The 26977-nt window shown below is 65.8% G+C and carries 27 protein-coding genes; 11 read left to right on the top strand and 16 right to left on the bottom strand.

The genetic code is table 11. The features are described from left to right. Window positions 1-28 precede the first annotated feature (28 nt). Both FXF75_RS23155 and FXF75_RS23150 read left to right on the top strand, forming a co-directional pair. Window positions 29-151 carry a hypothetical protein gene (locus FXF75_RS23155; RefSeq protein ID WP_275897426.1) on the top strand — a complete coding sequence of 41 codons (123 nt, stop codon included), beginning with the start codon at window positions 29-31 and terminating at the stop codon, window positions 149-151. Window positions 152-247: 96 nt separating this feature from the next. Further along, window positions 248-373: a hypothetical protein gene (locus FXF75_RS23150; protein ID WP_275897425.1), complete on the top strand. Its 126-nt coding sequence runs from the start codon at window positions 248-250 to the stop codon at window positions 371-373. 205 nt (window positions 374-578) lie between these two features. Here FXF75_RS23150 and FXF75_RS16105 read toward each other — a convergent pair whose 3' ends face one another. Next, window positions 579-1544 carry a hypothetical protein gene (locus FXF75_RS16105; protein WP_163522872.1) on the bottom strand — a complete coding sequence of 322 codons (966 nt, stop codon included), beginning with the start codon at window positions 1542-1544 and terminating at the stop codon, window positions 579-581. A gap of 147 nt (window positions 1545-1691) precedes the next feature. Between FXF75_RS16105 and FXF75_RS16100 the strand changes: the two genes are divergently transcribed. Further along, window positions 1692-2084, top strand: a complete 393-nt coding sequence (locus FXF75_RS16100; RefSeq protein WP_163522871.1) for a CopG family ribbon-helix-helix protein — start codon at window positions 1692-1694, stop codon at window positions 2082-2084. Between the two features lie 127 nt (window positions 2085-2211). On the opposite strand, the gene FXF75_RS16095 is transcribed toward FXF75_RS16100, so the two are convergent. Genes FXF75_RS16095 through FXF75_RS23380 form a run of 4 tightly spaced genes read right to left on the bottom strand, consistent with a single transcriptional unit; the run spans window position 2212 to window position 7044 of the window. Beyond that, window positions 2212-3720 (bottom strand): hypothetical protein, encoded by a 1509-nt coding sequence (locus tag FXF75_RS16095; protein WP_163522870.1) that lies wholly within the window; start codon window positions 3718-3720, stop codon window positions 2212-2214. After that, window positions 3717-5228: a DUF58 domain-containing protein gene (locus FXF75_RS16090; protein WP_240334715.1), complete on the bottom strand. Its 1512-nt coding sequence runs from the start codon at window positions 5226-5228 to the stop codon at window positions 3717-3719. Before FXF75_RS16090 ends, FXF75_RS16095 begins: the two co-directional genes overlap by 4 nt. Continuing rightward, complete coding sequence (locus tag FXF75_RS16085) at window positions 5225-5989, bottom strand: hypothetical protein (protein WP_163522869.1); 765 nt, start codon at window positions 5987-5989, stop codon at window positions 5225-5227. The genes FXF75_RS16090 and FXF75_RS16085 overlap by 4 nt, the downstream gene beginning before the upstream one ends. Then, on the bottom strand, window positions 5986-7044 hold the full coding sequence (locus FXF75_RS23380; protein WP_163522868.1) for a DUF4129 domain-containing protein: 1059 nt from the start codon (window positions 7042-7044) through the stop codon (window positions 5986-5988). Before FXF75_RS23380 ends, FXF75_RS16085 begins: the two co-directional genes overlap by 4 nt. 68 nt (window positions 7045-7112) lie before the next feature. Here FXF75_RS23380 and FXF75_RS16075 point away from each other — a divergent pair, with 68 nt between their 5' ends. After that, window positions 7113-8240 carry a M48 family metallopeptidase gene (locus FXF75_RS16075; RefSeq protein ID WP_163522867.1) on the top strand — a complete coding sequence of 376 codons (1128 nt, stop codon included), beginning with the start codon at window positions 7113-7115 and terminating at the stop codon, window positions 8238-8240. Window positions 8241-8337: 97 nt separating this feature from the next. On the opposite strand, the gene FXF75_RS22770 is transcribed toward FXF75_RS16075, so the two are convergent. After that, complete coding sequence (locus FXF75_RS22770; protein WP_240334714.1) at window positions 8338-8853, bottom strand: transcriptional regulator TrmB; 516 nt, start codon at window positions 8851-8853, stop codon at window positions 8338-8340. Next, the gene (locus tag FXF75_RS22765; RefSeq protein WP_240334713.1) at window positions 8790-9134 is read right to left on the bottom strand and encodes a TrmB family transcriptional regulator; all 345 of its coding nucleotides are present in this window, start codon (window positions 9132-9134) and stop codon (window positions 8790-8792) included. Before FXF75_RS22765 ends, FXF75_RS22770 begins: the two co-directional genes overlap by 64 nt. Before the next feature lie 525 nt (window positions 9135-9659). Between FXF75_RS22765 and FXF75_RS16065 the strand changes: the two genes are divergently transcribed. After that, window positions 9660-9983: a hypothetical protein gene (locus tag FXF75_RS16065; protein ID WP_163522866.1), complete on the top strand. Its 324-nt coding sequence runs from the start codon at window positions 9660-9662 to the stop codon at window positions 9981-9983. Between the two features lie 99 nt (window positions 9984-10082). On the opposite strand, the gene FXF75_RS16060 is transcribed toward FXF75_RS16065, so the two are convergent. Then, window positions 10083-10673: a halocyanin domain-containing protein gene (locus FXF75_RS16060; RefSeq protein WP_163522865.1), complete on the bottom strand. Its 591-nt coding sequence runs from the start codon at window positions 10671-10673 to the stop codon at window positions 10083-10085. A 3-nt stretch (window positions 10674-10676) separates the two neighbouring features. After that, window positions 10677-11816, bottom strand: coding sequence for a multicopper oxidase domain-containing protein (locus FXF75_RS16055; RefSeq protein WP_163522864.1), 1140 nt, complete (start codon window positions 11814-11816; stop codon window positions 10677-10679). Window positions 11817-11995: 179 nt separating this feature from the next. Between FXF75_RS16055 and FXF75_RS16050 the strand changes: the two genes are divergently transcribed. Together FXF75_RS16050 and FXF75_RS16045 are read left to right on the top strand one after the other, a co-directional pair. After that, on the top strand, window positions 11996-12373 hold the full coding sequence (locus FXF75_RS16050; RefSeq protein ID WP_163522863.1) for a helix-turn-helix domain-containing protein: 378 nt from the start codon (window positions 11996-11998) through the stop codon (window positions 12371-12373). Continuing rightward, the gene (locus tag FXF75_RS16045; protein WP_163522862.1) at window positions 12370-12657 is read left to right on the top strand and encodes a hypothetical protein; all 288 of its coding nucleotides are present in this window, start codon (window positions 12370-12372) and stop codon (window positions 12655-12657) included. Before FXF75_RS16050 ends, FXF75_RS16045 begins: the two co-directional genes overlap by 4 nt. A gap of 12 nt (window positions 12658-12669) precedes the next feature. On the opposite strand, the gene FXF75_RS16040 is transcribed toward FXF75_RS16045, so the two are convergent. Together FXF75_RS16040 and FXF75_RS16035 are read right to left on the bottom strand one after the other, a co-directional pair. Next, window positions 12670-13020 carry a hypothetical protein gene (locus tag FXF75_RS16040; RefSeq protein WP_163522861.1) on the bottom strand — a complete coding sequence of 117 codons (351 nt, stop codon included), beginning with the start codon at window positions 13018-13020 and terminating at the stop codon, window positions 12670-12672. Between the two features lie 80 nt (window positions 13021-13100). After that, window positions 13101-13553 (bottom strand): type IV pilin N-terminal domain-containing protein, encoded by a 453-nt coding sequence (locus FXF75_RS16035; protein ID WP_163522860.1) that lies wholly within the window; start codon window positions 13551-13553, stop codon window positions 13101-13103. Between the two features lie 268 nt (window positions 13554-13821). On the opposite strand from FXF75_RS16035, the gene FXF75_RS16030 reads away from it, so the two are divergent. Continuing rightward, window positions 13822-15606 carry an ABC transporter substrate-binding protein gene (locus tag FXF75_RS16030; protein ID WP_163522859.1) on the top strand — a complete coding sequence of 595 codons (1785 nt, stop codon included), beginning with the start codon at window positions 13822-13824 and terminating at the stop codon, window positions 15604-15606. Between the two features lie 217 nt (window positions 15607-15823). Here the strand turns inward: FXF75_RS16030 and FXF75_RS16025 are convergent, their stop codons facing one another. From FXF75_RS16025 to FXF75_RS16015, 3 genes are all read right to left on the bottom strand, one after another. Continuing rightward, a complete protein-coding gene (locus FXF75_RS16025) occupies window positions 15824-16582 on the bottom strand; it encodes a hypothetical protein (protein WP_163522858.1) in 759 nt (252 codons plus the stop codon). 501 nt (window positions 16583-17083) lie between these two features. Further along, complete coding sequence (locus tag FXF75_RS16020; RefSeq protein WP_163522857.1) at window positions 17084-19285, bottom strand: hypothetical protein; 2202 nt, start codon at window positions 19283-19285, stop codon at window positions 17084-17086. A gap of 119 nt (window positions 19286-19404) precedes the next feature. Then, window positions 19405-21195, bottom strand: coding sequence for an alkaline phosphatase (locus FXF75_RS16015; protein ID WP_163522856.1), 1791 nt, complete (start codon window positions 21193-21195; stop codon window positions 19405-19407). A 132-nt stretch (window positions 21196-21327) separates the two neighbouring features. On the opposite strand from FXF75_RS16015, the gene FXF75_RS16010 reads away from it, so the two are divergent. Continuing rightward, window positions 21328-21774: a universal stress protein gene (locus FXF75_RS16010; RefSeq protein WP_163522855.1), complete on the top strand. Its 447-nt coding sequence runs from the start codon at window positions 21328-21330 to the stop codon at window positions 21772-21774. A gap of 146 nt (window positions 21775-21920) precedes the next feature. Beyond that, window positions 21921-22949, top strand: a complete 1029-nt coding sequence (locus FXF75_RS16005) for a hypothetical protein (RefSeq protein ID WP_163522854.1) — start codon at window positions 21921-21923, stop codon at window positions 22947-22949. 2 nt (window positions 22950-22951) lie between these two features. Here the strand turns inward: FXF75_RS16005 and FXF75_RS16000 are convergent, their stop codons facing one another. Together FXF75_RS16000 and FXF75_RS15995 are read right to left on the bottom strand one after the other, a co-directional pair. Further along, the gene (locus FXF75_RS16000) at window positions 22952-24484 is read right to left on the bottom strand and encodes a PAS domain S-box protein (protein WP_163522853.1); all 1533 of its coding nucleotides are present in this window, start codon (window positions 24482-24484) and stop codon (window positions 22952-22954) included. Window positions 24485-24848: 364 nt separating this feature from the next. Beyond that, the gene (locus FXF75_RS15995; RefSeq protein ID WP_163522852.1) at window positions 24849-25367 is read right to left on the bottom strand and encodes a macro domain-containing protein; all 519 of its coding nucleotides are present in this window, start codon (window positions 25365-25367) and stop codon (window positions 24849-24851) included. Window positions 25368-25536: 169 nt separating this feature from the next. On the opposite strand from FXF75_RS15995, the gene FXF75_RS15990 reads away from it, so the two are divergent. Continuing rightward, window positions 25537-26964 (top strand): aryl-sulfate sulfotransferase, encoded by a 1428-nt coding sequence (locus FXF75_RS15990; RefSeq protein ID WP_163522851.1) that lies wholly within the window; start codon window positions 25537-25539, stop codon window positions 26962-26964. Window positions 26965-26977: the final 13 nt, after the last annotated feature.

Genomic DNA, 26977 nt, shown 5'->3' with positions numbered 1-26977 from the left:
GACGTTCAGACGACTCGACTTCGCTCTCGTGCAGTTCCTCCCGCTCCACGTTCCCGGCACGCCGTGGTGGTCGTTCCTGCTCGTCGCGTTCGCCGTCGCGGGTCTCTGGCGGACCGTCCGCTGGCTCTCGACGCGTCTGCGAGCGCGGTGACTGTTCCAGGAGGACGTCGGTCGTCGTTGAGTCCGACTCCGCCCACTCCCGACCGAGACAGAAATATTGACTATCGCCCCGACCGTACGTCCCCACATGTCGCTCCTGCCGCTTCACGCCGGTCACGGCGGACTGGAACCGACGCCGATTCTCGTCGGACTACTGGCCGGGGTCGCCATCTGGTATCTGATTCGGCTGGCCGCCCGCCGGAGCGCCAGTTAACCGCTGACGGCGGTGCCGTACGTGTAGTGCGGTTCTCAGTTGTTCAAGGACTGACCCTCACTAGATTCTAGGCCGTCATCGCTGCGCTGGAGCAGTGCAGTACGAATACTATCGGCCAGTCGCGGTTCAGTCACCTCTCGATTCGAGCAGCGAGAGGCGACTTCACTCGACAATCTCCCGACGCAGGAGAGAACGGGACTGCGCCTCAGAACAGTCCCGTCACGAATCCGAGACCCATCAGTATCAGCACGGCCGCCGAGAACGCCGGGAGGTAGTCGGTGTACCGCTCGACGCGCTCCTCGTAGTGCTGGTAGCCTGCGACGAGCAGGAGCGTGAGCGCCACGATGCCGAGAATGACCGTCAGCGCGTAGACGGTCATCAGCGAGAGGCAGTAGTCCGACCCGGCGCACATCGCGATAATCTCGAACTCCTCCTCGTGGGCGAACCCGAGGACGAAGGCGAACCCCGCGATTCCCCACAGGCCGCGCTCGGCGGCGTCGTCCGCCGACCCGTGGCTGTGTCCCCCGACGAAGGGAATAGCCAGTTTGATGCTGCCGAGAAGGCCGGGTTCCTCTGGCTCCGGATGGTCGTGGTCGTGCGAATGGCCGTGGTCGTGCGAATGGTCGTCTGCGTCTCGACCAGCCTCGGATTTGTCCATCCGGTATGCAGTTGCGTTATCAGCGACGTGATACCGCTGGTCGTCGTGAGCGACGTGGCCGTCGTGACTGTGCCCGGACTCGCCGTGGCCGTGCGAGTGGTCACCGTGGTCGTGACTGCTTCCGTCGTGACCGTGCGAATGGTCGTCGCCGCCTCCGCCGTGGGAGTGGCTGTGGCCGTGGTAGTACTCCCGAACCCCGAGCAGGACGAGAACCACTCCGGCGACGATGCCGACTGGGCCGCCCAACTGGACCCCGAGCAGTTCGATTGGCTCGTTGATTTGAGTGAGTTCGAAGTGGCGCTTGGCGAAGAAGAAGACGACCACCATGGCGATACTGCTGACGAGGTGGCCGAACCCGAGGAGGAAACTCGCCGCGAAGCCGTAGAGCCACTGGTTCGACTGGTCCATGGCGTAACTGGCCGCGACCGGCCATCCGTGGCCCGGTTCGATGCCGTGCGCCACGCCGAGCGCGACGGCCCCGGCGAACAACCCGACTGCGTCACCCGGTATCATTTGCGTCGGGACGTTGGCGAACCGCCCGTAAACGGGTTGTTATTACCGAATCGGGGTTCGCGTAATACGCCGAGAGACTCCTACGGGAGCGACGTTCCTCTCGCCGCGAACGAAATACCCAACCGCCCCGACGACCCACTCCCCCACATGCGAACCAGCCTCAACGTTCCCGACGACGTACTCGCGGCCTTCGACGAGACGTGGCAGGCCGAGGGTCTCGACTCGCGCTCGCGCGCCGTCCGCGAGGCCATGCGCGAGTACGTCGAGTCTCACGCCGAACTCGAATCCGCCGAGGGCGACGTGATGGCCGTCCTCGCCTACGACTACGAACACGACGCGGTGATTCACGACCTCCACGCGGTCCAGCACGAGTTCGGCGAGGTCATCACCGCGACCAACCACGTCCACCGCGGCGACTGGTGCATGGAGACCGCCTTCTGTGAGGGTCCGGCCTCCGAGGTCCGCGAACTGGTCTACCGCCTCCGGGACTTCGACGCCGTGGCGCGGGTGAAAGTGATGGTGCTGGAGGCGGACAGATAGGTCACGAATCCGGTACCGTCGCCACTGGCGACCTCCGAAACGCGTTTCCGTGACGTCGTCTTCTCCATCACGCATCGAAGACGCGGCCGACCGTCAAGGTGAACCAGACGACTCCGGAGGGAGACTCCTACTCCCCCCGCTCGAACAGCACCGCGAAGCACAGCACCGCGACCAGCAGGAGCGCCACCGCGAGTCTCGCGCGCCACGCGGGCGGCGTGAGCGGGACCGACCCCATGACGAACGCGGTCAGTCCAGCGAACGCGACTCCGCCGGTGCCGACCAGCAGCGACCCGACCGCGTGGGTCGCCTCACCGGCGCGCGTCTCGGCTTCGGACCCGACCTGTGCGCCGAGTTCCACCGCGTGGGTCCCGAGGTCGTGGACCAGCAGCGCCGCGGCGACGCCGGCGAACACCGCCAGTGCCGACCCGCCGCCGTCGGCCACGACCAGCGACGCGACGAACAGCGCCCCGCCGGACACCGCGAACCCGCTCGCCGAGTCGGTGATAGCCCACGGCGCGACCGCCGTGGCGAGGACGCGGCGGGCGGCGGCGACCACGAACAGCGTTGCCGACATCGTTCCGGCGACCGTCGCCGTCAGACCGACCGCTTCGACAGTCTCCGCCCAGTCCGGCCCAGCGAGGCCCGCGAGCGCGTCGACGGTCTGCGGGAACGCGACCGCGAGCAGGGCAGGCGCGACGAGCGTCACGATTCCGCCCGCGGCGTGGGCCACCGACTGCGGCGGGTCGCTGCCCGCCCACGCGACGAACACGGCCTGCAGGCCCCGCGCGAGCAGGACGGAAACGAGGAAGCCGATGAGTGCTGCCAGCGGAACGTGCAAGACGCCCGAGAACAACAGCAGCGCGACCGCGTCCCCGAAGACCGACAGCGAGTCGAGAAACGCCCCGAACCAGCGCGGCCCCCACGAACTGAGCGCCAGAATCACCTGTAGCGCGAAGACGGCCCAGTAGGCCCGCGGCAGGTCCTCGGCCCGGAAGCCGAACCGCTCTACAGTCGCGGCCCGGAGGTCCCGGCTCTCGGGGAGCCACCGGTCCAGCACGGGCACCGCGACGTGGACTAACTCCACGACCAGTAGTAACTCGATTTGAAGCACGACCAACAGGGCGAGCGCGCTCGACGCGACGACCGGGACGGCGTCGGTCCCGACGCGGAACAGGGCGACGAACACGCCCGTGTAGAGCAGGACTCCGAGAACGGCCCCGACCGCCAGTACCGTCGCCGAGCGCCAGACGGCCCTGACGGCGGGCCGCTCGACTCGCTCGTCGAACGAGATGGTCGCGTTGACAGTGACCGCGGCGACCGCCGCGCCGACCAGCGGGGCGACCGCGCCGCCGCCGAGCAGTGCGACGCCCGCGAACCCGGCCGCACCCGCGACGATGCAGACGCTCCCGACCGCCCGCCGCGCGTTCGTCTCCGACTGCGCGGCCCGGACCCCGAGCGAGGCAACGATAGCCCCGGCCGCAGTTCCGAGGACCGACCTGAGACTCCCGTCGGCGGCCCCGAGCGCGAGTCCCGCCAGAACCGCGACCAGCACGGCGAGCGTCCCGCTGAACGGCGTGGCCCGAATCTCCGGGAGCAGTCCGGTCTCGGCGTCCTCGGCCCACTCGCGCCGCGTCATCCGGACCACCTCGCGGTCGCGGCGGACACGGCGGTACGAATCGGTTCGTCGGGCGACCAATCGACGACTCGCACGCTCCCCCGTAGCGCGGTAAGTCGTTCGTCGCGTTCGATTCGGTCGATGGCTCCGCCCACCGTCCCCGACCCCGTCACGTCCGGGCTGACGACCGTCACTGCGTGGCCGTACGCCCGGAATCGCTCGGCGACGTCGACGGCGTAGTCGTCGGCCATCGGCGACAGGAAGACGACTTGGGCCGCGTCCGGCATCCGCTTCCGGAGTGTGTCGAACCGGTCCTCGTTTGCGCGGTTCCGACGCCTCTCGGAGAAGATGCCTTCGAGGTGGTCGGTCGGCGGCGCGGTCGATTCGAGTTCCGCCCGGACCCGGGCGACCTGCTCGTCACCGCCCGCCGGGGCGAGGTACCGCTCGTCCGGCCCGAATATCGCGAGACCGACGCGGTCGTTCCGACGGACGAACGCCTCCGCGAGTCGTTCGGCGGCGTACTCGCCGAGTTCCACGGCGTCGGGTTCGCCCGCCCGGCGTGCGACGAGCGCGGGCGTCCGGGCGTCCACGACCACCATCACGGTCGCGGCCCGCGTCTCGCGGAAATCGACAGTGGTCAGTTCGCGGCTCTTGGCGTACCGCTTCCAGTCGATTCGGCTCATCGGGTCCGACGACTGGTACTCGCGCGTGGCGTAGAACTCCACGCCCTCGCCGCCCGAGTCGGTCGTGACCTGCCCCGGATGGGACGAGGTGTCGGCCGGGAGCGGAACGTCGTCGGCGCGGGTCTCGCAGGTAATCGTCGTCGCGGCGTCGGCCGCATCGCCCGGCGCGCGAGCGTTCCGCTCGGTCCGGCGCTCGGCGCTCCCGCTGACGTTCCGCGCCACGAGACCGGTCCGGCCGAACTCGTGGGTGCCGCGGCGCGCACGGACCTCGTAGGTGAACGTCGCCTCCTCGCCGGGGCGGAGGCTGGTGCAGTGGCGCGGCGACCCCGAGACGACGCCGAGTCGCTCTGGCACCCCGTCCACGATTCGGAGGTCCGAAATCGGTTCGTCGCCCTCGTTTCGCACCGTCAGGGCGATTTCCACGTCGCTGCTCGGCAGGGGCGACCGTTCGGCGATGGCGCGCTCGACCGACACGTCGAGGTCGGGCGGCCGAGTGCCGTACCGGTAGGCGGCGTAGGCGAACCCCACGACCCCGGCGAGGAACACGGTCGTGTTCTTCGTGAGGATGCCGCCCGCTCCCGCGAGCAGGGCGACGGTGGTGCCCGGGTCCCACTGCGGGCCGATTCTAGTGGCGGGCGGAAGACCGTCAGTTGGTTCGTCTTCGCCGCCGGCAGCCGACACTTCGTCGGCGTCGCCGTCCGCCGTGTCGTCGTCGGTGGTCGTCTCCGCGTCCGTCGCTCGGCGCTCCTCTCGCTCGGATTTGTTGTTGGCGACGCGGAACGCCGCGACGTAGATGCCTCCGAGGAGGCCCATCATGAGGACTGCGACGAGGGCCGTTTCACTCATCGCTCGGCCACCTCCAGTCGTGCGTCGCGGTTCCGCTCGCGGACGTCGCCGCTCGCAGTCGTCGAACCGCGAGACCCGGCGTCGATATTTGGCCCGCTCGCTTCACCGCCTTCGATGGTCTCTATCTCGGCGACGGCGCGAGTCGCCCATCGCTCGAACCGCTCGCCGCTGGCCCAGTCCCGGATGCGGGTCCGGAGCGGCGCGAGGTGTCGGCCGCCGAGAAAGGCGGCCGCTCGGGGGTCATCGGTCCACGACCCCGCAGAGATTCGGTCGGCGGCGGTCTCCGAGTCGATGCGTTCGGCGTCGGCGACCACGGAAATCGCGGTTTCGCGGATTCGACCGCGCACGTTCCGTCGTCGCGCGTAGAGGTCGTCGGTCTCGTCGGGGTTCGCGCCCAGCACCGAATCGACCGTCTCTCCGGTCGTCCGATGTTCGTCGTAGTAGCCGCGCTCGGGCACTCGGTCTCGCGTTCGGCGGTCGAACCCGACCGCGTGCGGGCCGGACTCACTGTCCCCGCTGGACGCGCCCGTCGCGCTCTCGCGGAACGCGTTCGCACCGAGCAGTCCCGCGGCGACGCCGAACAGCAGAATCGAGATGGGCGAGGCGACCACGGTCGAAATCGGCCGGAACACCCCTGGGGGGAACAGCCACGGGAGGAAGGCGACGCCCAGCGCGAACGCCAGCGACACCCCGCCCACGACTGCGAGGGTCTGGGGTTGCTGGACTCGGGCGCTCGCTCGGCCGAGGAGTCGCGGAATCACTGCTCACCCCTCCAGTAGTCGCGGAGTCGGTCGAGCGCCGACCGGGCCGAGTCGGTCCGGTCGTCTCGCGGCAGGTCGCCGTACCGGACTTCCCGGAAGGCTTCGGTGAGGCGGCGGACCGCCTCGTCGGGGTAGCCCCGCCGGGCGGCGGCCCGGGCGACTTCGCCGGGCGTCCGGGCGTCCCGGTTCCGGACCGCGACCCGGTCGCGCATCGTCCGCCACGCCTCCTCGACGGAGGGCGGCGAGGTGTCCTCGGGTCCGTCTCTCGGTGTCCCCCCGGAGTTTCCGCTGTCTTCGCTTCGACTCCGCCCGCCGAAACTCGGCACGCTGACGTTCCCGAGACTCGTGAGGACGCCCGCTCCGGCACCGAGACCCGCGAGCGCCCGTGGAACCGCGGTGAACGTCACGGCGAGTCCCCGTGCGCCGATTCGCAGGGCGTCTGCGGTTCCGCGTCCGGCGGCCGAGAGGACGGTCCCGAAGCTCCGTCCGACCTCGCGGGACAGGGCGGCGGCGTCGTCCAGCAGACGGGGGACCGACGCCGAGAGACCGACGACCAGCGTCATGGTCCGGGTCGGGATGCCACCGATTAGTTCGCCGAGCGGGGTATCGCCGACGACGAGGGTGAACGGGAGGGGTCCGGCGGCCCGACTCAGAGAGAGCGCGCCGGTCCAGAACCCGACGAGACCGAGGACGCCGACCAGCGCCAGCGGGACGCCCACGAGCGCACCGAGGAGGTCGCCGCCTCCGCCGGTGTCGCCGCCGCTGGCGGCGGTCGTGGTCGCCGTCGTGGTCGTCGTCTCGGTCGTCGTGTCACCACCGTCTCCGGAGTCGGCGTCCGACGTGGTCGTGTCGGGTTGCGGGGTCGATTCGGCGGTCGTCTGCACGTCAGCGTCGGGACCGCCTCCGCCACCGAGCGATGCGTCGGCACCGCCGCCACCGACGCCGACGCCAGCGGGTTGACTCCCGAATCCGCTGGCGGGCAGGAGGGTAGCGGCGACGGCGACGGCGAAGACGCAGAGGGCGGCGAGGGCGGCGCGGCGGCGTTCGTGTGCCACGAGTGATGCGAAAACTTTCAGTCAAATATATCTTCCTCTCCGTCATAGCCCCAACCAGTCCGCCCTCCATGTCACGACACTCCGCATCGAACGACGGTCCGCCCGACAACTCCGCCCTCACGTACCGAATCGCGGTCACGTTGGCGCTGGTGCTGGCCGCCGACGCGCTGTTCGTCGCGGTCGTCGCGTACCTCCTCAGGCCGTGGCTCCTCCCGCTGCTCGGCGGTCGGTCGGCCGCCGGGCAGTCGCTCGGCGGACTGCCCGTCGCGTGGGTCGCGCTCGTCGCACCCGTCACGCTCGCGCTCGCGTGGGCACAACTCCGGTACACGCGTCGAGAGGCGCTCGCGGCGGCCGACGCCCGGCCCGTCGGCGAATCGGCGTACCCCGACCTCCACGCTCGCCTGCGCCGACTCGCCCAGTCCGCCGACGTGACGCCACCGACGCTCGCCGTCGCGGAGACCGACGCGGCGAACAGTTTCACGGTCGGCGACCTGCGCGGCGGGACCGTCGCGGTCTCGACCGGCCTGCTCGACGCGCTCTCCGACGACGAACTCGACGCCGTGCTGGCCCACGAACTCGCGCACCTCCAGAACCGGGACGCCGCGGTGATGACGCTGGCGACGTTCCTCCCGGCGCTCGCCAACGACGAGTACTCGCTGTTCGAGGAGGTCTCCGGTCCCGTCCGGACGCTCGCCCTCGGCGTCGCCCTCGTCGGTGGGTACGCGGTCAGTACCGCGCTGGTCGCCGCCCCGCCGTTCGGTGTCGAATCGCTGCTCGCGTTCGCCGGGTTCGTCGCCTTCACGGTCCTGTTCGGCGGCGTCGCGCTCGGCCTGCTGGCGCTCCCGGTGGCCGTCCTGAGCGGTCGCCTCTCCCGATACCGGGAGTTCGCCGCGGACCGGGCCGGGGCGCTGCTCGCGGGCGACCCCGCGGCGATGGCCGGTGCGCTGGAGACGCTGGCAGACGACGCTCCCTCGCGGCCGACCGACGACGCGAGAGCGAGCGACGGTGGGTCTCCCGGCGTTCGCTCCGGCGTCCGCGAACTCTGTTTTCTGCCACACAGTATCGCGGACGCAGACGAGGAGGGGGACGCTCCGCTCGCGGACCTGCCGGTCGAAGTGGAGACGCATCCGCCGACCGAGGAGCGAATCGCACGACTGCGCGACCTCGCGGCGGAGGGACCGGAGAGCTATCGATAGCTCATCGTCTCGTCTGCGGGGCTACGCGGTCGCAATCGAATCAGTGTCACATCCAACGGTTGCGGAGTCTACGCCGGAACCGCTCGTAATCGGTGAGTCACGTCCCGGGGTCCCGGGAGAGGAGTCCGGTCGCCATCAGTCGTCGCGTGATGACCACGAGTCCGTTCTCGAACCCGCGACCGAAAATCGCCCGTTCGGTCCGCGCTTGCTCGTTCATCGAACTCAGGAGAATCGTACTCTCGTCCACCAACAGCATCCGGCCGATGGCGGTGTCGTCACCGGCCGTGCCGTGGAGCCAATCGAGTTCGGACACGAGCACCTCCGCGTCCGGGATGGCGTCTCGGAGTTCGTCGCTCCGGCCCGGCACGGCCGTCCCGATTAGCACGTCGAGGCCTCGCTCGGTGGCGTCGTCGAGTTTCTTCACGGTGTTGTCGGTGTCGATGGATGGCGAACCCACGGCGAAGATGACCTCTTCGTCGGCGTCGTCGAGGAGTTGTAACATTCGGCTGGTGGTGCCCTCGGTGCCCGACAGCGACCACACCTCGTGGGTCACCTTGCTGTCGCTCTCGTTCGCCGGTTCGATGTCGTCGAGAACCCCCTGCAGTTCGTCCACGCGGGACTCGTACTGCCGACGGGGGTCCGGGTGGCCTCTTCGAGGGGGACTGCCCGGTACTGGCGGGGGTTCGTGTGCTGAATTTCGACCAGTCCCTGCGCTTCCGACACCCGAATCGCGTCGTAGACCCGCGTCCGGGGAACGTCCGTGATTTCGCTTATCTGTTTGGCCGTCGCCGTCCCTTTCCGCGTCAGGACGACGAAACACTTCGCCTCGTACTCTTTCAGGCCGAGTTGTTGGAGCAGTCTAGCGGCCCGCGTTTGTCTGTCGGTCTCGACCATGGTGTCCCAACCACCACCGGGTGGACCCCGGAGATACCTTCATTTGGTGTTCCCGTATCTTCGTCATTGTCGTACTGTTCTCACACCAACTCCGTCCCTCGTAGACTCTCACTCCGTTATACCACTGTCTTTCGTCCGTCGGCGCTCCGTCGAACCCCTTCACTCACTTAGTCACCCAAACTGCATAGGACGCGATACCGAACGAGAGAGTAGCACGCAGTCCGTAGTGTCCCAACCACTCGTCAACTGCGTGCTACGTCTGCCACACCGTGGCAGGATTCGAGTGAGATGTGGCCCGACTTCACCGAGAGACGCTGAACGTCGTGACGGATTTCGGAGTTAACTCTGGGTGGCTCTGTCGTGAGGAACTGGGTGAACGCTGTTTACAACAGCCTCAGGCTCTGCCGTTTGTATGCGTGAAATAATAGGTTGGATAATGAGCCTCTGAGTTTGGAATAACCGCGGACTTATCCGTCTTCCGACCGACTATCATCGTATCACCTATCAGCGAAAGGACACGCTACAATGAACGACGAACCGGGACAAATCGACCGCATTCTGAAGGTCCTCCGGAACAAGGAGCGCCGGAAGATAGTCGAATACTTCGCCGACAGCGATACCGACACCGCTTCCATGGAAGTTCTCGCCGCCCAACTCGCACGGCTAGCGGTCGAGGCAGACGGCACCGTGGAGGCGTCCACGGACGCGACCCGGACCCAACTCCACCACGTTCACCTCCCGAAACTGGAGGAGTTCGGCATCGTCGAGTACGACTCGCGGACCGGCGACGTGCGATATCACTCCGACGACCGAGTCGAATCGATTGTAGCGTCCCTCGCGGACCCGTAGCGCGAATCGTTCTCCGGTAGTCGAGCAGTGTGGAAGTGTGAGTCCTCCGACCGCTGTAACGAGCGAGGAGAGAAACGCCGACCGAACAACCGAACCAAGTTACCGTCCTCGAAGGTCCCTGTCGGGGTCGCGCCCGAACAGGACCAGCGCGAACGCTATCGGCGACAGCAGGCCGAGCAGGACGCTCCCGCCGACCGCGTACTCGTCCGCCGACAGCGAGAAGCCACCCGAGGCGGCCCCCGATGCGGCCTCGGAACCGACGACGATAGCGCCCTTCATGCCCATGGCCTTGTGGGGCACGCAGGCGTATTTGACGACGCCCGTCTCCTCGAACGTCTGGCTGAAGGTGTGACCCTTTTTATCGGTCATCTCGCTCTTGAACGACCCGTCTTCGGCGGCCACGTTGTGACTGCCGCCGTTGCCGGTCCACTTCCAGACGACCTTCGTGCCGGGGTCCACCCGAACGGCGGCCGGGCCGAACGCGAAGTTGCCGTTGTTCCCCTTCGTGCCCACCTCGACGGTGACCTCGGATTTCCCGGTCTCGTCCACCACGCCGTCGTAGTTCGACACGTTCTCGAACCACGACGACAGGCCGCTCTGGGCGGCAGCAGTCCCGGAGAGTCCGGCCGCGGCGGCTGTCCCCGCGGGGACACCCTTCATCACGTCGCGTCGCGTGCATCGTGGCGTCATGGCTTATCCCTCGTATCCGGCGTACTCCATCAGTTGGGCGAAGATGTCGGTGTCCATCGCCGACTCGTAGACGACGCCGTTGAGCATCCCGCCGGGGTAACTCCGGCCGTTCATCACGTGGTTGACCTTGTGACAGTGCATCAGGTAGATGCCGGGTTCGGCGTCGGCCGTGAACTCGATGGTGTGGCGCTCGGCGGGCGCGATGTTGGTCACGTCCATGTCGTGGCGCGCGGCCTCCGGGACGACCCCGCCGTCCTTCTCGACCCGCTGGAAGCGGTGGTTGTGGATGTGCATCGGGTGAGACATGTACCCGCCGTTGACCATGTGGAGGCGGACCGACTCGCCCTGCTTGACGATTATCGGCGACCCGTCCTCGGGGTGGAGCGTCCGGGGCGCGGACTTGCCGTTGACGGTGAACACGTCCGGGTTACGCTTGCGCGGGTTGTAACTCGCGCTCTCGCCCGCCATCATCCGCGAGAGCGAAGAGTCCCACTCCTTGACCGTCATGAAGTACTCCCTGTCGGCGGGTTCGTACCCCTTGGGGTCCACGCGGAAGATTCCGAACATCCCCATCTCGATGTGGCGCGGCGTTTGGAAGTGACAGTGGTAGAGGTGGGTGCCGGGGACGTTGGCGGGTATCTGGTAGGTGTGCTTCTCGCCCGGTTTGACCGTGATTCCCGTCGTCGTGGGCACGCCGTCGTTCTTCCACGTCTTCTGGACGCCGTGGAAGTGGACGGTGTGAGGGCGCTTCCCGCCGGTGTTGTCGAGCGTGACCTCCATGTCCTCGCCCTCGGTCGTCCGCAGGATGGGACCGGGGACGCTCGGGTCGCGGTCGTCGGCCTGAAACGCCCAGACCTTGGGGAGTTCGACCGGGCCGCCCATGGTGTCGAGGGGGTGGACCTCGTGCTTCGCGGGTTGGGTCTTGAGGGTCACCTTCCCGCCCTGTTCGTTCACGTTCACTACTTCCGGGGGACTCGTCGTGGGGAGCGCGTTCTGAGATTGCATGGCTCGCTGTCGGGTCGTCGGTTGGTCGCGTCCGCTCGGTGCCGTACATCCCGCCGCGGCGGCCAGCCCGCCAGCGCCGGTCGCTTTCAGAAAGTCGCGTCGAGACGGACCGTCTCCGGGTGCTCCGATGTCGGTCATTGGTACAGTTCCATCTTGGATGGGCTACTTAAAGAGCGCCGACGGTGATTCCCACTGGGTGGGAGACGATTCGAACGTGTTCGGTGTGTCGTGCGTTCCCTCCCTTCGATGGGCGTCCGCGGGCCTGTCGTCACCGAAGTCGAACGAATTATGTGCGGGCTTTCGGAACGTTCGACTAGATGGTTCGAAATCCGGTGGGCGTGGAGGACGCGCCCGACCTGCAGGCTATCCTCGATGCCCTCGACGACCCGGACTGCCGGGCCATCGTCAAGCAACTCGACGAACCCATGACAGCGAGCGAAATCTCGGACGCGACCGACATCCCGCTCTCGACGGTCTACCGGAAACTCGACGCGCTGACCGAGGCGTCCCTCCTCTCGGAACTGACCGAAGTCCGGAGCGACGGCCACCACACGACGCGCTACGACTTGGACTTCGAGGAGGTGTCGTTCTCGTTGACCGAGGACAAGGAGTTCGAGGTATCGGTCTCGCGGCCCTCGCGCACGGCCGAGGAACGACTCGCGGACATGTGGTCGGAGGTGCGCAAGGAGACATGAACGGAGACCTCGTCAGCGTCACGTCGCTCGTCGTGGCGCTCAAGACCATCACGCTCACGCTCGGCGGTCTCATCACCTACTTCACGTACCGGGCCTATCGGCGTACCGACTCGCCCGCGCTCCGGGCGCTCGCGCTCGGATTCGGCGTCGTCACGCTCGGCGCGTTCTTGGCGGGCATCGCCGACCAGATAGTCGGCGTGGACCGAACGACAGTCCTCGTCATCGAGAGCACGCTGACCGCGGCCGGGTTCGGCGTCATCACCTACTCGGTGTACGTGGAGTGACGGCGGCCGTCGTCACTCCGCGCCCGACTCCCGGACGAAGAGGTAGACCGCGAGACCGAGGAAAGCGGTGCTTATCGCGCCCGTGACGAGACCGACGCGCTCGTACTCCGTCCCGCCCAGTAGCCAGAGAACTCCCAGCGTCGCGACGTAGACCGCCGCGAGCAGGTAGACCGTCGCGCGCCAGTACTCCGTGAAGAACAGCAGGATGCCCACGACGAACACCCCGGCGACGACGAAGAACTGTCGTTCGTCGGCGACGACGCCCAAGTAGACGTGAATTCCAGCGAGAGCGACCGCGAGAAGTAAGACTAGCCAGTCGAACACGGTCTCGGTCTCGCCGTGAGTCCCACGCCCGATGCTCATGCGTCGGACGTACGTGACGTACGGCCAAGTCCCTGTTCACGGGACCACACTCTGTTGTGAGTCCACTCTCACTCGCGGAGTCACACCGTCGCGCTCCGGTCGGCGACGACGACGCTCTCGCCGTTCTTCACCGCGAGGACCGTCACCGTCACGCGGTCGCCGTCCGAAATCGTGGGTGACTTCCACTGCCCGACCGACCCGGAACTCACGGTCACGCCGTCGCCGTCCACGACGACCCGGTCTCCCACGCCGTCGAGTCCGACGACTCGTCGCTCGTCACCGACCAGAATCTCGACCTTCAGTCGTTCCGCCCCGGCGGTCGCCAACCACGTCACCGCCACGCGGTCCTCGCCCGGCGAGTAATCGACCGTCGCGCTGGCGAACGTCCCCTGCTGGCTTCCGGCGAGACCGAACAACTGACTCCCCGCCGCCGTCGCCAGCAGGACCGTGATGCCGACCAGCAGTACCGCGCCGATAGTGGGTGACGTGCCACGGTCTCCGGACAGCACGTCGGCTAGTCGGTTCCGTCTCATGGAGTCTTGGTCTCTCGGGAGGACGACCGAGCATCACTTTGTTATGCACGAACTGTCGCGAGACAGCGTGCGACTGTCGGGACTCGGTCCGAACTCGTTCTGAAGTACGCAGACCGTACTCGCTCGCTGACTATCGATTCCGCGCTTCTCTCTTCTATTCGATAGGTTCTAGTCAAACACGCGATAGAAGCCTTCGTTTTACCAACGTGTCGCGTACCACATTATAAATAATTAACTACATATGCGATAGCGTGGTCCATCTATTCGCATGTCCGAGAAATCCAACATGTCACGGCGGTCGTTCCTCAAAGCGACCGGTGGGGCGGCATCGGCTAGCGTAATTACGGGTACCGCGGCCGGACAGGAGACGACCACGCAGGAAGACGGGGACGGTGGCGCTAGTGGGACGCTCAACCTCATCAACACCGGCACGATGAGTACGCTCGACCCCATCAAGGCGACGGACACCGCCTCCGGACGAGTCATCCAGCAGATGTTCGACGCGCTGATGAACTATCCCGACGGAGCGATAGAGGTCCAGACGCAACTCGCGAAGGGGTACGAGCGGTCCGACGACTTCACGACCTACACGTTCAACCTCAAACAGGGCGCGCAGTTCCACGGGGACTTCGGCGAGGTCACGGCGCAGGACTTCATCTACTCGTGGGAGCGATTGGCCGCCTCGGACAACTCCCGACGAGCGTACTTCATCCTCGATTCCATCGGCGTCCAGCACGAGACCGACAGCGAGGGCAACTACAAGCCGGGGACGCTCGCGGTCGAAGCGGTAGACGACTACACGCTCCGGGTGTCGCTCGAGGAACCGTTCCACGCCACGCTTCCGATACTGGCGTACACGTCGTTCGCGGCGCTCCCGGAGGGCGTCGTCGGTGACATTCAGGGGTACGACGGCGAGATGCAGTATCAGACGTTCGCCACCGAGAACCCGGTCGGGGCCGGTCCGTTCCAGTTTGAGACGTGGCAGTCCAACGACCAAGCCGAGGTCTCGCGGTTCCCGAACTACCACGGACAGACCGCGCAGGTCGAGGCCGTCAACTGGCGCATCATCGAGGACGACAACGCCATCTACACCTACGCGATGAATCGGAACGCGGACTACTTCCCGATTCCGACGCCGTTCTACGACCCCAACAAGGTCACCGTGGAGAACACCGACGACAAGGGGCGCGAGACCGGTACGTACGGACCGGTCCGGAACGGCGCGACGGTGAACTATCTCGGCGTCGCCACCATCAACGCCTTCTACATCGGGTTCAACACGGCCCAGGTCGACAAACCCGCGCGACAGGCCGCGGCGTACGTCATGAATCAACAGCAGGTCATCGAGCAGATATTCAAAGGCCGCGGGCAGGCCGCGTACCACTTCACACCGCCGAACATCTACCCCGGCGGCCCGGACGCCTACACCCAACACGCCGAGCAGAACTACCCGTACGGCTACAACCAGACCCAGATTCAGCAGGCCCGGCAGGTGATGGAGGACGCGGGCTACGGCCCGAACAACCAGTACGAGTTCACCTTCACCATCTACTCCGGGTCGGACACGTGGAACCAGACGGCTCAACTCCTGCGCGACCAGTTGGCCAGCGCGCACATCTCGATGAACATCGAGAGCGCGCCGTTCTCGACGCTGCTCCAGCGGGGCCGTGAGGGGAACCTGCAGGCGTACTCGCTGGGGTGGGTCATGGACTGGCCCGCGCCCGACAACTTCCTGCAGTTGCTCAACCCGCCACAGACCGACACCTCGAAGGACGCGCCCATCTCGTACGTCAACTGGTCGGGGACGCAGGCGGCCAAACAGGCGACCCAAGCGTACCAGAAGGTGCAGAACAACACCGCACCGACCGACGAGGCCGAGCAGGCGCGCAACGAGGCGTACATCCAGATAGAGGAGGCCAACTGGGAGGACGTGGTGTTCCTGCCGGTCTATCACGAGACCGACGAGCGGTTCTGGTACCAGAACGTGGACATCTCGAAGTTCGGTGCTGCGGGACCGAGTCGCCAGATGTACAATACGACCTCGATAAACTGACCTGACCCGCCGTTACTCGTTTTTTGGACGCGACGCTGACCCTTCCGCCGAGCGATAGCTAGATTCCCCTCGTAGACGGAGAGTCGCCGAGAACGGCACGCTACGTGACGATACCGACTCGATGCGGGCGAAAAGACCGCGGCGACGAATCGACCCACGGGCGGGGCGACGGACGGGACTCGAACGATGGGCGACAGACCGATTCGGGCGGTGGGGATTACAACGGCGTCCACTCGGTCGTGATGTCCCGACCGGGGACGTGCCACCGCTGTTGGGCGTCGTGCCCTTGGTCGCCGGGGTCCACCGCCCGGAGTTCGATGATGGCGTCGGTCTGCGCGCCGAGCGACCGCACCCGGTCGCTCTCGTATGCGTCCGGGAGCACGTAGTGGGCCATCCCGCGGTGGTCGCGGACGTGGCCGCCGACCATCTCCAGACATCGCCGGACGACGTCCACGCCGTGGTGTTCGAGGAGCGGAACGAGCGAATCGACGCCGACCCGGAGGTCGGCCGGGGAGAGGACGTCGGCCGAGTTCGCGCTGGCCTCGATGGCCTCCACGAGCGCGGACTGCAGGCCGCGGAGTTCTGGGTCGGCGATACAGGTCTCCTGAATCCCGGCGAGTTCGGGGACGGTCGTCGGGTCGGCCGCGGCCGTAATCGACCGCGGCGCGCTCGCGTGATTCAGCAGTCGGGTCGTCTCGGCCAACGGACGCGGTGTCACGTCCGAGTCCGGAAGCCTGTCGGCGATACTCTCCGGTGTGGCGTCGGTGACGGCCAGAACGCGGTGGCGAAGCACCTCGGAGTCGCCGAGGAGTTGGGCGCTCGCGCGGGCGAACAACTCCCGCGGCGCGTCGCCGACGACCAGCAGGGTACAGCCGGTCGCCTTCAGTTCGTTCAAGAGACCAAGAAACGTCGTGAATTCGTCCTCGGATGGCGCGTCGTCCGGCGGCCCTCGTGAGGTGTATTCGTCCGTCGCCATGGTTTTGTTTATCACGTGTTCCACCCGTTGGGTTATAAATTTTCCCACCGATGATAGAATATATAAATCAGAGGCGGCGATATTTACGATTCTATTGCGTCGGTCTAGCGATTTGCGTCGGGGAAATTAGGTCGGTTTGCGGCAGTCCAAACTGCGTCGTGAAACGACACTGGGGTCAGTTCCGACTTCGATTAATTTCCGATATCGGTTCGATTCACTCACGTCAGAATCTGCAATCTGAGACCGTGGAAATAAGTATCGCCAAAACGACTTCATTCTGTAATCGCATCTCACAGCCTTCGTATTTGTATATTACTATAGGTAAAATATAGAAAACTAGATAGTAACGGCGGTTGGAAGTGAAGATGCAATGTCGAAAATGTCAGAGGTAACAGATTGGCTCGCAGAGAATCCGAGAATAATAGGTGCGCTATGGATGGCTATGCTCTTGCTCGCAGAAGTCGGACCAGTTCTCGCTAGCGGTGATGCAAGAATGGGTCCCTAAGTATTTAACCACGTATCGGTCCACTTCAATTCACCGTTGACAATCAACGGTTCTGAGATTGGCTGAAACTCTGCTCGAAGTCCGTCAAGTGTTGTTTCCCATTCCTGCCCTGCTCCGACTGCAATGTGTTGGTGGCTAACTTCTGGTAGATGTGTTCGGAAGGTAGAACCGATACCACAGTTCCGTATCGGATATGAATAGGCTTCGACGGCCAGTTCACTGGTCTCAGAACAACATCCTGTTTCTTGATTGATGTGGTACATGCAAGGGAGAATATTTTCGCTATAAGTGAGCGTCTCACCGGGGTCGCCGACGACCACGTAGTCTTTCCCAATCGAGGTGTATTCGCGCACTATCGTCATCGCGTGGCCGATGCTGAAACCATGGAAGAACAACTTCGCCAGCGTCTCGCCGACTTCTACCGCGCCCTCGTTCCACAGGTCGCCGAGGCTAACAACTGCGGCGCTCGCGCCCGCCCGGACGAGTTCGACGCCTTGGTCGTGTGAGCGACACCCGTTCAGAAGGACCGTCTTGGCGTTCGTCTCGTCGAGCGTCGCGGCGTCGAGGATTCCGTCCGAACACTGGAATCCCAGTCCGTCGATGTGGCCGACGAAGTGGAACATGTCGCTCTCCTCGGCGAACAGGTCGCGGAGTTCGTCGGTGGTGACGTCGAACTCGCTGCTCACGTCCGCGCGCAGGTCGTCTCGGTCGTCGTAGATTTCGGCGGCCGACTCCAACTCCGCGCGCATCTCCGCGTCGTTACAGACCACCGTTATCTCGACGCTCCCGTCTTCGGAGTCGGGCGTGTCGTGTTCGAAGGCTTCCTTCAGCAACTTCGTCCCCTCGACCGGCGTGCGGTCGCCTATCCACGCCTGTTCGAGCGCGTCCACGTCCGGGAGCGGCATGTAACCGCCTTCGCCGGGCACGCCGCGGGCGGTGTTCTCGTTTTCGCGAGGGGATTCAGAAGCCTCCATCCCGTCGTTGCGGCGAACCGAACGACGGAGACTCGCGGACCGCAGGAAGTCCCCCTCGCCGTCCGCCGGTGTCGGACTCCGGACGAACGATTCCAACGCCTCGCCGGTCTGTCGCTGGGACTCCGTCGGCGACCACTGGTCGTCGCTGGACTGCTTCACGCGGACCAGCGACAGGTCGTTGACGACGTACGGCAGGAGTTCGACCGGGTCCGGGCCGGGGTCTTCCTCGACGTGTGTGATGCGATGCCACGGCGAGTCGATGGCCGCCATCGCCTCGTCGGACACCGCGAGGTACGCCCCGAGGCGGTCGGCGGGCGGGGCGTCGTACAGCGCGGCGAAGTCGAGGTCCGTGTGGGTCTCCAGCACGTCGCGCTCGTGGAGGTCGTCCGGATACAACCCCTCGGTTCTGGTCACGCAGTCCAGCAGTAAGACGCGCTTGAGTATCTCCTCGACCGATTCGCCGACCGACGCCACGTCGTCGCCGAGGTGTCGAATCTCTTCGGAGTCGGCCGTGAGACTCGCCGTCTCGCCGGGGAGGACCTCCGCGCCGAGATAGTAGGCCAGCGGTGCGACGGTGTAGACGTACCCGTACTCCGGCGGGACGGAAATCGTGATGCCGGTTTCCGGCACGTCCAACTCGTCAGGTATCACCAGTTCGTCTCCGCGCTCGACCCGCGGCGGGTGTCCCCGCAGAGTCGGCCACGCGCGCTCGGGCGAGGTCGTCTTGAGTGCGGAGGGGAACGCCGACACCGCCTCCATCATCGCCTCCGGGTCGTCCGGAACGGTAATCGTCGCGGCGGGGGAACTGTGGTAGGACCGCGCGCCGACCGTCACGGTCACCTCGTCGCCGAACTCGATGACCACGCCGTCGTCGGTGGCGTCGATACTCATCGCGCCGTCCACTCGGAGGTAGATTTTTATCGGCGAGTGAAGTTCCAGCAGGTACTCGTCCGCCGGGAACTCGGTCGTCATCGGGAGGTCGATGGAGGAACGGTGGTCGCCCTCGGGCGTCCGAACGTCCATCGGAACCGCGTAGGAGAACGAGAGCCGCCCGGTCCGAATCCGGCAGGCGGTCGCGACGGGGAACGCGAACTCGTCGGGGTCGGTCTCGGACGGACTCACCGGCGAGTCCGTGGACAACGAGAAGTGCCGCGTCTCTATCGGGTCGATGACGTCGAGGCCGGTCGCGCCGGTGAGCGAACGGAACCTCGGATGCGTGGACATAGCTTGGCGGCCCCCTGAACTGTACGAGTAAACTCAGCCACCCCCTAAAAATCCTCGGTCACGTTTCACGTTTCGCCGAGTCCGTTTCTTTCACCCGGCTTACGTTTCGGGTCCGTCAGTTACGCTTCGTCGATGTCGCTCGTTTCGTCGGTCTCCACGCGCTCCATCTCGTGGGTTCCGGCCGGAACTCGATACCGGCGCAAGAGGCGTTCGCGCGCGTCGGCCGAGTCTACGCCCCGGTCCACGGCGTAGGCCGAGTAGACCAACTGGTCACGCTCGACTTCCACGACCGCGTACCCCCAGTGACTGCTGTCGAACCACTCAACGTGGGGGTTCTGGGCCTCCACTGCCGCCACGATGGTCTCCGTCGAGGAGTCCGAGAACGCCCCCTTTGCCGCGAGATTGTCGCTACTGACTGCGGGGGCCATGAACTCCACGCCTACACGTTCGCCCGTCTCGGCGTCAGACCGGTCACCCGACTCGGAGTCGGACCGGTCGCCCGCGGCCGAAGTCAGGCGATACTCGGCGAGCAGATAGGCCGCGAGGTAACTGTGCATGTCGCCGGTCAGCGCGACCACGTTGTCCACGTCGGCGTCCGCGAGGTGCGCGAGGACTCGCTCGCGTTCGGTCGCGTAGCCGTCCCACGCGTCGGCGTTGACCGTCACGTCGTCGCCGTCTACGAACCGGAAGGCGGCCGCCAGTACCTCGTTCGCCCAGAGTTTCCAGCGAGCGTCGGAGTCGGTCATCCCGCCGAGGAGCCACTCCCGTTGGTCGGTACCGAGCATCGTCCGACCGGGGTTCTCCGCCGCGACTTCGGCGGGGACCGCCGGACCGGGACCGTCGGTGTCCGGCGGCGTCGAACGATACAGGCGCTCGTCGGTCACGAACAGGTCTACGAGGTCCCCGAACTGGAACGACCGAAAGAGTCTGAAGCCCTCCCGAATCTCGTCGGGTGCGAGTTCGCGCCCGCCTTCGCCGGAGGGGTCGTACTCGGCGCGCACCGGGACGTACTCGGTGTACGCCCGGATACCGGCGACGTACAACCGGCGCATGAACTCGGGGTCGTGGCCGCGGGGATGACTGTTCGTCTGCGGGGCGTCGGCCTCGTAACTCCACCATCGGTCGTTGACGATTTCGTGGTCGTCCCACGTGTGAATCAGGGTGTGTCGCCGGAGTGCGCGCTGGAGGAGTTCGTCCGAGCGGTACGTCCGGTAGAGGTGTCTGTAGTCGGCCAGTTCGGCGGCTTTCTCGCGCCCGCTGGGGAGGTCGATGGAGCGGTCGCCCGGTCCGTCGCCGGCGTACTCGTAGATGAAGTCCCCGAGGTGGACGAGGAAATCGACCTCCGACTCGGCGATGCGACCGAATGCGCCGAAGTAGCCGTGGAGGTAGTTGTTGCACGAGGCAACCGCGAACTCGACCGAGTCGGGACTCGCGTCGGGGGTCGGCAGGGTGCGACACCGTCCGACTTCGCTGGCGTCCTCGCCGTAGACGAAGCGGTAGAAGTACCGACCGTCTGGACCTAACTCGCCGTCTACGTCCACGGTCACCGTGTAGTCGGACGCCTCCCCGAACTCGCTCGCCGGGACCCGTCCCTCGTAGACGGTCCGTTCGAACTCCTCGTCGTCGGCCACCTCGACGACCAGCGGCGTCTCCCCGTCGGCCGCGTCGGGGTCGATGCGCGTCCAGAGCAGGACGCCGCTCGGAGTGGGACCGCCGCTCGCGACCGACTGGGGAAAGACCGACGTGGCTCGTTCGCGTTCGACTTCGATACCCTCGTCCGCCGCGGGCGACTCCGGGACGACTCTGGCGGCCGCCGCGTCCGAAGCGGAGAGCGCCGATAGCGTCCCGCCGAGCGTTGCGGCACTGGCCGCTTCTAGCACGTCGCGGCGCGTCGGTTCTCGTTCTGGCACGGACCCGCTAACGACATCCGACGCTAAATAGGTAGTGAACAACTATCGCACCGCTGACCCGACGCCCGAACCCGTGCTAATACTTACTATATAATCGGGTTATTTATCTACCCGTCCCTTCATGCCCCTTATATGGAACGCGCACTCGCCGTCGTCGACGCGGAAGAGTCCACCAAGGCCCTCGTGCGTGAGGCGGGCGAACTCGCCGCCGCGGTAGACGCCTCGCTGGTGTTGCTCCACGTCACGACGGACGACGAGTACGAGGAGAAGCGCCAGACGATGGAATCGATTCCCAACGACGCGGTGGGCTACTCGGAGGAGAAGGCCCGCGAAGGTGCCGAGGCGTTCGCCGCCGACATCGGTCGCGAGGCGCTGGACGGCATCGACGTGTCGTGGGAGGCGGTGGGTGCGCTCGGGAACGAACAGACCGAAATTCTCGACGCCGCCGAACGGTACGACTGCGACCACCTCTTCATCGCCGGCAAGAAGCGTTCGCCCGCGGGGAAGGCGCTGTTCGGCGACCTCACCCAGTCCATCATCCTCAACTTCACCGGGCCGGTGACCGTGGTGACCGAGTAAGCGTCGTCTGCGGGTTCTTCTGTCGGATTTCGAGGAGTTCGTCCGCGTACAGACCACCGCGATAGTCTCACCACGTCCGGACGCCAGCGGAGGAGACGCCAGCGGTGGTGCCAACGATTTTCCGGTCCGGAGTCCTTTGACCGTGCATGAGCCTCTACGAGCGAGTCGCCGACCTGCCGCTCTCGGTCGAGTCCGTCGAGTACGACCGCCGGGAGCGAGAGACGAAGAAGTTCACGCGGGCCACGACCGTGGTCTCGCTCCACGGTGACGGCGAGGTCGGCAAGGGCGAGGACGTGACCTACGACGCCGACCGCCACCCGATTCCGGACCGGTTCGACCTAGCGGGCGAGTTCACGCTCGACTCGTTCTCCGCGTCGCTGGCCGAGCGCGACCTCTTTCCGGACGCCGAGCGCGAGGTAGACGACCACTTCCGTCACTACCGGCAGTGGGCGTTCGAGAGCGCGGCGCTCGACCTCGCGCTTCGGCAGGCCGAGACCCACCTCGGGGCCGAACTGGACCGCGAGTACGACCCAGTGAACTTCGTCGCCAGCCCTGTCCTCGGCGACCCGGCCAGCGCGGACCCGATTCGGCGCTGGCGCGAGCGCGACCCCGAACTGGGGTTCAAACTGGACGCGGACGACGACTGGACCGACGACCTCGTGTCGGACCTCGCGGACGCGGGCGTTCGCGTGGTGGACTTCAAGGCGCTCTACGAGGACGCCGACGTGGCCGGGAGCGCCGACCCAGCCCTCTACCGTCGGGTGGTCGAGGCGTTCCCCGACGCGATTCTGGAGGACCCGGCGTGGACCGACGAGACCGAGTCCGCGCTCGAACCGGCCCGCGACCGGGTGTCGTGGGACTACCCGATTACCGGCGTCGAGAGCGTGCGCGACCTCCCCTTCGAACCGTCGTGGCTCAACGTCAAACCCTCGCGGTTCGGGTCGGTCGAGTCGGTGCTCGATACCATCGAACACTGTGAGGAGCGAGGGATTCGGATGTACGGCGGCGGCCAGTTCGAACTCGACGTGGGCCGACGCCACCTCCACCTGCTCGCGTCGCTGTTCTACCCCGATTCGCCCAACGACGTCGCTCCCTCGGCCTACAACGACCCAGACCCGCCCGCGGACCTCCCTACGAGTCCCCTGCCGATTTCCGACGTCCGCGGTTTCCGATAACGTTACGCCGTCGAAATCTCGAACCGGGCACCGCCCTCGTCGCTCTCGCCGACCGAGACGGTCCACCCGTGGGCGTCCGCGATGCTACTGACGATGGAGAGTCCGAGACCGGACCCCTCGTCGGCCGTAGTGTGGCCGTGTTCGAAGACCTTCTCCCGCCTGTCGGCCGGGATGCCCGGCCCGTCGTCCTCGACGTAGAACCCATCACTGGCGGTGAACGCACCGGTCTTCGCGTCGGCGTCGCCCGCCCCTTCGAAGTCACTCTCGCCTCGGTCTAACGCACCGACGCGGACGATTACGTCGCCGCCGTGTTGCACTGCGTTTCGAAACAGGTTCTCGAACAGTTCTTGGAGACGGCCGTCGTCGGCCTCGACGTCGCCCAGTTCGTCCGTCACGTCGAGGGTCGCGCCCCCGGTCGAGACGGTGGACCACGCCCGCCGGACGACGGCTTCGAGGTCCACGGGCGCGGTATCGCTGACGGCCTGTCCCTCTCGGGCGAGCGTGAGCAGGTCCTCGATGAGCGACTCCATCCGGTGCAGCGCCGACTCCGTCTTCTCGAAGTGGTGGTCTTCGCCGGTCTCGGCGGCGAGTTCGAGGTGTCCTTGCGCGACGTTGAGAGGGTTTCGCAGGTCGTGACTGACCACGCTGGCGAACTCCTTGAGGCGGTCGTTCTGGCGCTCCAATTTCTGTTTGCGCCTCCTTCGCTGGGTCACGTCGCGGGCCGACCCGAGGTGGCCGACTTCGCCGTTGTACGAGATGCCCTGCACGCTGAGTTCGACGTAGCGAACGTCGTCCGACTTCGTCCGGATGCGCAACTGGTAGTGGTTGCTCTCGTCGTCGGTATCCCGTTCCTCGACGAGTGCCTTGACGCGCTCGCGGTCCTCCTCGTGGACGACTTCCCATATCGACGTTCCCAGCAACTCCTCGCGGCTGTACCCCGTGAGTTCGCCGACGCGGTCGTTGACGAACTGGAACGTCTCCTCGCTGTGGATGAAGATGGCGTCGTGGCTCCCCTCCACGAGCGTTCGGTACTTCTCCTCGCTCTCGCGGAGCGCCGACTGGGAGTCGATTCGGGAGATGACCTCCGTGACGTGGCTCGTCAGCAGTTCCGCGAGTTCGAGGTCGTCCTCGTCGAACGCGTTGGTCTCTCGCGACCCGGCCTGAAACACGCCGTAGTCGCCCAGCGGGACGCTGAGGATGGACCGGTACTGGTTTTGAATCGGTTCGGCTTCCTCCATCGTGCGCACGTCTGAAATCAGGAACGACTTCCCGTTCTGATACGTGCGACCCGCGAGTCCCTCGTCGGCCCCGAGCGCGTCGTAGCCGTCGTTCGGCATCTCCGTCGAGGTCGCTTGGGGGACGAGGAGGCCGTTCTCCGCCACGTCGATACCGCAGATGTCGAACTCCAGAATCCCCTCTGCGGCGTCCACGCCCAGACGATACACCTCCTCCTTGTCGTGGCAGGCCTCCATCTCGGAGGCGACCTCGTGTAGCTCTTCTATCTTCCGTTTCTCTTCGCGTAACTGTTCGCTCATATTCGTGTTCGGGTCTGTTTGGACCGGCGACGCTCCCGACTGGCGTCGCCGAATCCGCGTGGCTCGGCGGTCCGCGGCGGGACCCAGTTCGGATTGTCCGCTCGTTCGGCGACCGTCGTAGAAACGTCTTCCGCCACGTTGCTATCGGGGACTTCTCGCCGACTCGCCGATTGAGAACGCGGCCCTCCGCCTTTCTCGGGCAACTCCGGACGACGCCTCGGTAACGCGAGACCGGTTCGGGTCACCGGACCGACGCTACCTATCGGTTCCACGTCGATTGCCAAACGCGTCGAACTCATACCGGTATCTCGTCAATCTGATGTTACGCTCCACGCTTAAAAAACAGGTGGCATACACTGTCGAACTACGCCCGTGAACCCGCTGTTACGTCGTCAGCGACGGCACGGACCGTCTCGAACTCCTCGTCGGCGTACGCGACGAACCGCACGTCCGTCAGCGAGTCGGGTTCGAACGCCGCGAGTTCCTCACAGATGATTTGCGCGCCGTCCCGGAGTTCGAATCCGGCGACGCCGCACCCGAGCGCCGGTATCACGAGCGACTCCGCACCGCGTTCGTCGGCCGCTTCGAGGCTGTTGCGGGTGGCCTCGCGGATGCTCTCGGCGGTCGCCAGTCCGTCGCCGTAGTGGGGCATGGCCGCCGCGTGGACCACGTAGTCGGCGTCTAACCCGTAGGCGTCGGTGACGGCTACGTCCCCGAGGTCTATCGGACCCTTCGCTCTGGCCGCCTCGTCGATTTTCTCGCCCGCTCTCCGGCGGAGCGCGCCCGCTACACCGCTCCCCATCCGGAGACTCGTCCCCGCGGCGTTGACCAGCACGTCCGCCTGCTGTTCGGCGATGTCGCCCTGAATCACGGTGAACTCCATGCCTGTGCGGTTCGTCCTGTGATACCAAGGAATTGCCGGTGGCACCGTTTCAGGGTCGCCTCCCGGTTCCGTGAGCGCCCGACAGTTCGAAGGGACGGGTTAGTTTACCGACCCCGCCTGACGGAAAGAGGACAAAACCCATATATCTCGGCTGGATGTAACCGGGTGTATGCTGAACGAGTGGAAGACGCGACTCTCACGGCCGTGGGTAGTCCGCGCCGTGGTGTTGCTGGTCATCGTGTCGCTGCTTGCCCCCTCCGCAGTCTCCGCCCTCACGTACGAACCCTCCGATACGGACCTCCAGCGGGGGACCATCGAGTCCCCGGCCGAGGGTACGACGGTCATCTCGATTCAGGGGTTCAAGTTCAAGGGGACGGCCAACGGGAAGAAACCCGCACGCCTCGTCGGCGTCGGGCCTCGCGGTAACGTGAAGTGGATTCACGAGGGTTCCGACCTCGACGTGACGTGGTTCTACGACGTGGACCCCGTCAACGGGAGTAACCTCCTCGTCAGCGGGACTCGAAGGGGTGGCACCACCATCTACGAGTACAACCCGCAGACCGACGAAATCGTCTGGCGCGAGCGGTTCGACGATATTCACGACACCCACGACGCGGACCTCATCAACGGCGACCAACTCCTCGTCGCCAACATGCGCAACTACAACACCGAGAAACAGGTCAACGAGGACCGCATCTTCATCTACGACCGCAGTAAAGACGAGACCGTCTGGGAGTGGCAGTTCCGCAACCACACCGACTGGGCCAAGAGTCAGGGCGGCCAGTACGCCTCCGAAGACGGCAGCGGTGACGACTGGACCCACGTCAACGACGTGGACAAGATAGCCGAGGGTCAGTATCTCATGTCGCCCCGGAACATGGACCAAGTCATGGTCGTCAACCGCTCCACGAAGAACATCGACATGCGCCTCGGGAGCGACAACAACTACGAGGTGATGAACGAACAGCACAACCCGACCTACTTGGAGAGTCAGAACGGGACCCCGACCATCCTCGTCGCCGACAGTCACGGTGACCGAGTCGTCGAGTACGCCAAGCGGGGCGGTGACTGGAAGCGCACGTGGGAAGTCGGGTCCCGCCAGAGTTTCAACTGGCCGCGGGACGCCGACCGCTTGCCGAACGGGAACACCCTTATCGTGGACTCGAACAACCACCGCGTCGTCGAGGTGAATTCGCAGGGCGAAATCGTCTGGGAGTTCTACGCGCCGTGGGCACCCTACGACGCCGAACGCATCACCTACGGTGACGAAGCGGGCGGACCGACAATCGCCGACCAGAACGCCGAGGGGAAGTACCCGCTCACCGGAAGCGCAGGTCTCACTCCCGGCACCGGCGAGAAACTGACCTTCTCGCAGTGGCTCTCGGCCGCGTTCGCCGGGACGCCCATCAGCGAACCCGTCGCTGAGTTCGCCAACCAGTGGTCGAAGATAGCGCCGTGGGTCCGTCCGGTCTGGATGGGTCCGTGGGACTTCGTCGGTGCCGTGGTCGCCGGACTCCTGCTCGTCGGATGGCTGTTCGGCGAAGTCGTCTACAACCGCAAGCGAATCACCAGCGGCGTACGGCGACGCATCGCCTAAAAACCGACTTCGT

The organism is Halorussus sp. MSC15.2, assembly GCF_010747475.1.
Taxonomy (GTDB): domain Archaea; phylum Halobacteriota; class Halobacteria; order Halobacteriales; family Haladaptataceae; genus Halorussus.
This window is presented reverse-complemented; position numbering and strand designations above follow the sequence as displayed.